Genomic DNA, 5,018 nt, shown 5'->3' on the forward strand with positions numbered 1-5,018 from the left:
GGGCCGTCCCCGCCGTGCGGACGGCCACCGGACGCAAGCCGTCCTCCCGTCCGTGACACCGGGCGGCACGACGCGCGGCACACCGACCGGAAGGGCCCCGGCGCCGCGGCTCGGAAAAAATCCTGGAACCGCTCCGCGGCTGCGGACACGGAAGGTGTGTGGAGTACTCCTTGCCCCCTCGACCGAGCCCGGCCGGTGACCGGCACGCCTTCGCCTCGCTCTACGACGAGTACGCCAGGGCCGTGTACCTGCACGCGGTCAGGGCGACGGGGGACCGGGACCTGGCCGACGACGTGGTGTCCTTGACCTTCCTCGAAGCCTGGCGGCTGCGCGAGAAGCTGCGCGGCGAGGTGCTCAACCCGCGGGCGTGGCTGCTGGGGATCGCGACCAACGTGCTGCGCAACACCGCGCGGACGGCGCGCCGGCACCGGGCGGCCATGTCCCGGCTGCCCCCGCGCGAGCCCCTGCCGGACTTCGCCGACGAGGTCGTGGGCCGGATCGCCGACGCCGAACTGGCCGCGGCGGCGGTGCGGGCGCTCGGCCGGCTGCGGCGCGGCGAACGCGAGGTGTTCATGCTCGTGGTGTGGTCGGGCCTCGGCTACGCGGAGGCGGCCCAGGCGCTCGGCGTCCCCGTCGGCACCGTGCGCTCCAGGCTCTCGCGCGCCCGGGAGCGGCTCCACAGGTTCGTTTCCGCCGACCGGCCACCGGCCCGGAGCAGCGCGGAACGCCCACCCGCCCGCGAAGGGCACCGCACCGACAACCGCCCCTCCGTGGGGAGCCACCGAGGAAGGAAGCAGTCGTGACCACCGGCCCCAACGACCGCCACGCGCCGGACGGACAGCCGCCGGACGAGCACAGCGAGCGCCGTGCCCTCGCGCGCCTGCTGCCGCCCCCGCCCCACCCGGAGCTGGGGCTCGAACGCCGACGCACGGGCAAGGAGTTCCTGTTGAACGAGATCGACCGTGACCACCGCCCTTCCGCCCCCGCCCGTGCCCCCCGGCACGGGCGTCGACTCGCCCTGGTGACCGCGGTGGCCGCCGTCGCCGCCGTCACGGTGGTGTTCGCCACCCGGGGCGGCGGGACGCCCGCCGGGCAAGCGCCGCCGGCCACCGCGGCCTCCGTCCGGCTCCTGGACCGGATCGCGCAGGCCGCCTTCAGCCAGCCGCAGGCGCAGGTCCGCGACGACCAGTACAGCTACCTCAAGACGGTCGGACACAGCGTCTCGCTCAGCGAGGGCGAGGGCGGGACGATGGAGCGCGACATCGTCACCGAGGACCTGGAGCAGTGGACCGCGGTGGACGGCCGGCGGCCCGGCCTCCAGCGCGGAGCAGGGGGCGACCGGCAGATCCCGGCCCAGGACGGCGGCGCGCTCAACTCCCCCACCTACAGGCTCCTGGCCGGCCTGCCGACCGACCCCGAGGCACTGCTGAAGCAGGTCTACGCCGATGCCGACCGGAACCACGGCCCCGGCAGCGGCTCCACGACCGGCCCCGACCAGGAGGCGTTCGTGACCATCGGCGACCTGCTCCGCTCCTCGACCGCCCCCGCCCCGGTCAGCGCGGCCCTGTACCGGGCCGCCGGACGCATCCCGGGGGTGACCACCGTCGACGACGCGGTCGACGCGGCCGGCCGCCACGGCGTGGCCGTGGCCCGCGTGCACGGGAACGAACGCGACGAGTGGATCTTCGACAGCCAGACCCTCCACCTGCTCGGCGAACGCACCGTCCTGCTGAAGGACGGCCCCTGGGGCAAGGCCGGCGACGAGGTGACCTCCATCGCCATCGTCGCCCGCGGCATCGCGGACGCTTCCGGCGAGGCGCCCGGCACGGAGTCGAACATCTGACGGAAATCCCGCCGATCATTGGCCGGTTTGTATCAGAACCATTGTGCGAGTACCGAGACTCCCGATTCAGTTCCACCAGAACGGTTCTGTTGGTCCATCAGGAGAGGGAGTAGTCATGCGTTCGCTTCGCACGCTCGTCGCTGTCGCCGGAGCCGCCGGCGCACTGGTGCTGGCCGCGCCCACCGCCATCGCGGCGCCCGCGCCGTCCGCGCCGTCCGCTCCCACCGGCCCCGGCGTCCGGCAGTCCGCCGGTCCGGCCCCGGCGGCGCCGTCCAAGCCGGTGATCGCCACGTACCACGGCAAGCGGATCGACCTGTCCGAGGGCTGGGCCGGCGCGAGCGTGTGCACCGAGGTGCCGGGGGGCGCCGTCTACTGCCACGACAGCCTGGCCGAGGCGGACGCGGCACTGCCGGAGATCGCCCCGGCACTCGCCGAGGCGGCGAAGGCCGCTCCGGCCGTCCGGGCCGACGGCCTCGCCTCGCCGCAGGCGATCAGCGACTGCACCGCCGGCTGGGCCTGCCTCTACGAGCACAGCGACTACAGCGGCCGGATACTGCGCTGGTCCGAAGCGGGCACCAAGAACCTCGACGACTGGTCGTTCCGCGACACGGCCAGCTCGGCCTGCGTCAACCGGAGCTCCGGCGGCATGTCCGTCTACGACGAGCGCAGCTTCCTGCCCGACCCGTGGATGTCCCTGGGCAACGGCTACTGCTACGACTTCACCACCGTCAGCTACCCCACCGGCGGCAACTGGAACGACAAGGCCGACTACGTCGAGCTGTAGTCGGCCTCGTACCACCGCAGCCGGCCCGGCAGCGGAGAACCGGCCCGGCAGCGGGAAGCGGGCCCGGACGCCGTCCCACAACGGAGTCCGGGCCCGTGCCCTGTCCCGGTACGGCGGTGCTCAGCCGAGGTCGTACCGGGTGCCCTCGGCGACGGCGCGCAGCTTGTCGGGGTTGGCCACGTTGTGGATGGTCGAGATCCGGCCCTCCGGGTCGAAGTCGAAGGTCAGCGTGGCCATCACCCGGTCGGGGCCGCGGAAGACCACGCCGGGGCCGCCGTTGATCGTGGTGAGTTCGGCCCGCATCGATCCGGGCTCGACGCCCTGGTAGGTCGCGGTGCCGAGGGCGGCGAACCAGTTGGCCACGGTCTCCAGGCCGATGACCGGCTTGAGGGCCTGGCGGACCTTGCCGCCGCCGTCGGTCCACAGCGTCACGTCCGGGGAGAGCAGTTCCATCAGGGTGTTGAGGTCGCCGCCGGTCGCCGCCGCGAAGAAGCGCTCGGTGACGTCGCGTTGGCGGGCGCGGTCCGCGGTGAAGCGGGGCCGCCGGGCCCGGACGTGTTCGCGGGCGCGGTGCGCGGCCTGCCGGACCGCCGGTTCCGAGCGTTCCACCGCCTGCGCGATCTCGGCGTAGCCGAAGGCGAAGACCTCCTTGAGCACGAAGACGGCGCGCTCCAGCGGGCTGAGCGTCTCCAGGACGACCAGCAGGGCGGTGGAGACCGTGTCCGCCGCGGCGACGCCGTCCGCGGTGTCCGGGCCGGTGAGGACCGGTTCGGGGAGCCATGGCCCGACGTAGGTCTCGCGCTGGTGGCGGGTCGAACGGAGCCGTTCCATCGCCAGGTTGGAGACGATCCGGGACAGGTACGCCCTGGGGTCGGCGACCTGGGAGCGGTCGGCCGCCGACCACTTCAGCCAGGCGTCCTGGACGGCGTCCTCGGCGTCGGCGGCGCTGCCGAGGATGCGGTAGGCGACCGAGAAGAGCAGGGTGCGGTAGCGCTGGAAGGCGAGCTGGTCGGGGTCGTCCGGCCGCGGACCGGTCACCGGCCGGGGCACTGACCGGGGCACTGACTGGGGCTGGGTCACTTCGCGCTCCTGGTGCGGGTGTGGCGGCCGCCGTGCGGCCAGATCGCGCCCGAGGCGGGCGCCTTCTTCATCCGGGCGAAGGTCGGCCACGGCGAGGCGGTGACCGTCTCCTTGTACTTGGCGGCCCACCGTCCGGTCAGCACGATCCGGCGCGGGCTGCCGTCGGGGTGGGTGAACTGCACGACGGCGTCGTCGCGGCCCAGGCTGACGGGGGTGTGGTAGTAGCCGAAGCGGAAGTCCCGGGGCTCCTTCCCGGCCAGGGTGCGCAGGATCGCGAGGGCCGCGTGCACGCCGGTGGGCATGCCGCCCTGGCAGGTTCCGTGCATCACACCGTAGCCCTGCCGGATCGCCGCCGCGTCGCCCACCGCGTAGACGTCCGGGTGCGAGACCGAGCGCAGCGCGCGGTCGGTGACCACCCGGCCGCGCCCGTCGACGGTCAGGCCCGCGGCGGCGGCCAGCGGGGGGACGCGGGTGCCGCTGGTCCACAGCACCGCGTCGGCCGGGACGCGGGTGCCGTCCGCGAGGGTGACGCCGTCCGGCAGCACCTCGGTCACCTCGACGCCGCCGTGCACCCGCACGCCGAGGCGGGCGAGGGCCGCGTCCAGGTGGGCCTTGGCCCTGGGGTGGGTGCCCGCGCCCGGCTCGTCCCGGCCGATCAGCACGACGGTGAGCCCGGGGTGCCGTTCGGCGATCTCCGCGGCGGCCTCGACGCCGGTGAGGCCGCTGCCGCCGACCACGACCGTTCCCGCCCCGCGCCGGGTCAGCCGGTCGAGCCGGTCGGCGAGGACGGCGGCGTCCTCCGGGCTGTCGAGGGTGTGGGCGTGCTCGGCCGCGCCGGGGACGGCGGCGGTGTCGGCGACGCTGCCCAGGCCGTAGACGAGGGTGTCGTAGCGCAGGACGCGGTCGTCGTCGATCCGGACGGTCCTCGCCACCGGGTCCACGGCGGTGACCCAGCCGCGGACGAACTCGGCGCCGGTGCCGTCCAGCAGCTCCGGGATGCTCAGTTCCGCGGTGCGCCGACCGGTGGCGGTCATGTGCAGGCGCAGCCGCTCGGTGAAGGTGTCGTGCGCGTTGACCAGGGTCACCCGCAGGTCGCCGCGCCTGCGGGTGCGGGCCGCGAGCTGGATCGCGGCCGAGAGCCCGGCGTAGCCGGCGCCCAGGACCAGGACCTCGTGCCGTCGCGGTGCCACCGTGCTGTCCATCTGCCGCCTCTTTCCGTTGGTCGTCTCCGCCGTGCGGACGACCACCAGACGCAAGCCCGAGCCGCTCCCGGAGCCGTCCGTCGGGGAGTTGCGGCTGGAGGAGGTGATG

5 protein-coding genes are annotated in these 5,018 nt (G+C 74.5%); 3 read left to right on the forward strand and 2 right to left on the reverse strand.

Features of this window, described 5'->3' with window-relative positions; all coding sequences use genetic code 11:
• Positions 1-170 precede the first annotated feature (170 nt).
• The 3 genes from ACFUEL_RS34875 (at position 171) to ACFUEL_RS34885 (ending at position 2,627) form a co-directional block, all read left to right on the forward strand.
• Complete coding sequence (locus tag ACFUEL_RS34875) at positions 171-803, forward strand: RNA polymerase sigma factor (RefSeq protein WP_380241448.1); 633 nt, start codon at positions 171-173, stop codon at positions 801-803.
• The gene (locus ACFUEL_RS34880) at positions 800-1,843 is read left to right on the forward strand and encodes a CU044_5270 family protein (RefSeq protein WP_380241449.1); all 1,044 of its coding nucleotides are present in this window, start codon (positions 800-802) and stop codon (positions 1,841-1,843) included. Before ACFUEL_RS34875 ends, ACFUEL_RS34880 begins: the two co-directional genes overlap by 4 nt.
• Before the next feature lie 115 nt (positions 1,844-1,958).
• Positions 1,959-2,627, forward strand: a complete 669-nt coding sequence (locus ACFUEL_RS34885) for a peptidase inhibitor family I36 protein (RefSeq protein ID WP_380241450.1) — start codon at positions 1,959-1,961, stop codon at positions 2,625-2,627.
• Positions 2,628-2,747: 120 nt separating this feature from the next.
• Here ACFUEL_RS34885 and ACFUEL_RS34890 read toward each other — a convergent pair whose 3' ends face one another.
• Complete coding sequence (locus ACFUEL_RS34890) at positions 2,748-3,665, reverse strand: RNA polymerase sigma-70 factor (protein WP_380241452.1); 918 nt, start codon at positions 3,663-3,665, stop codon at positions 2,748-2,750.
• 38 nt (positions 3,666-3,703) lie between these two features.
• Positions 3,704-4,909, reverse strand: coding sequence for an NAD(P)/FAD-dependent oxidoreductase (locus ACFUEL_RS34895; RefSeq protein ID WP_380241454.1), 1,206 nt, complete (start codon positions 4,907-4,909; stop codon positions 3,704-3,706).
• Positions 4,910-5,018: the final 109 nt, after the last annotated feature.

Origin of the sequence: Kitasatospora sp. NPDC057198, from assembly GCF_042670125.1 — a bacterium.
GTDB lineage: Bacteria > Actinomycetota > Actinomycetes > Streptomycetales > Streptomycetaceae > Kitasatospora.

What these genes read in the sequence shown, in the direction of transcription:
- ACFUEL_RS34895 (WP_380241454.1), bottom strand. Translation starts at nt 4,909, where the DNA reads ATGGACAGCACGGTGGCACCGCGACGGCACGAGGTCCTGGTCCTGGGC.
- ACFUEL_RS34885 (WP_380241450.1), top strand. Translation starts at nt 1,959, where the DNA reads ATGCGTTCGCTTCGCACGCTCGTCGCTGTCGCCGGAGCCGCCGGCGCA.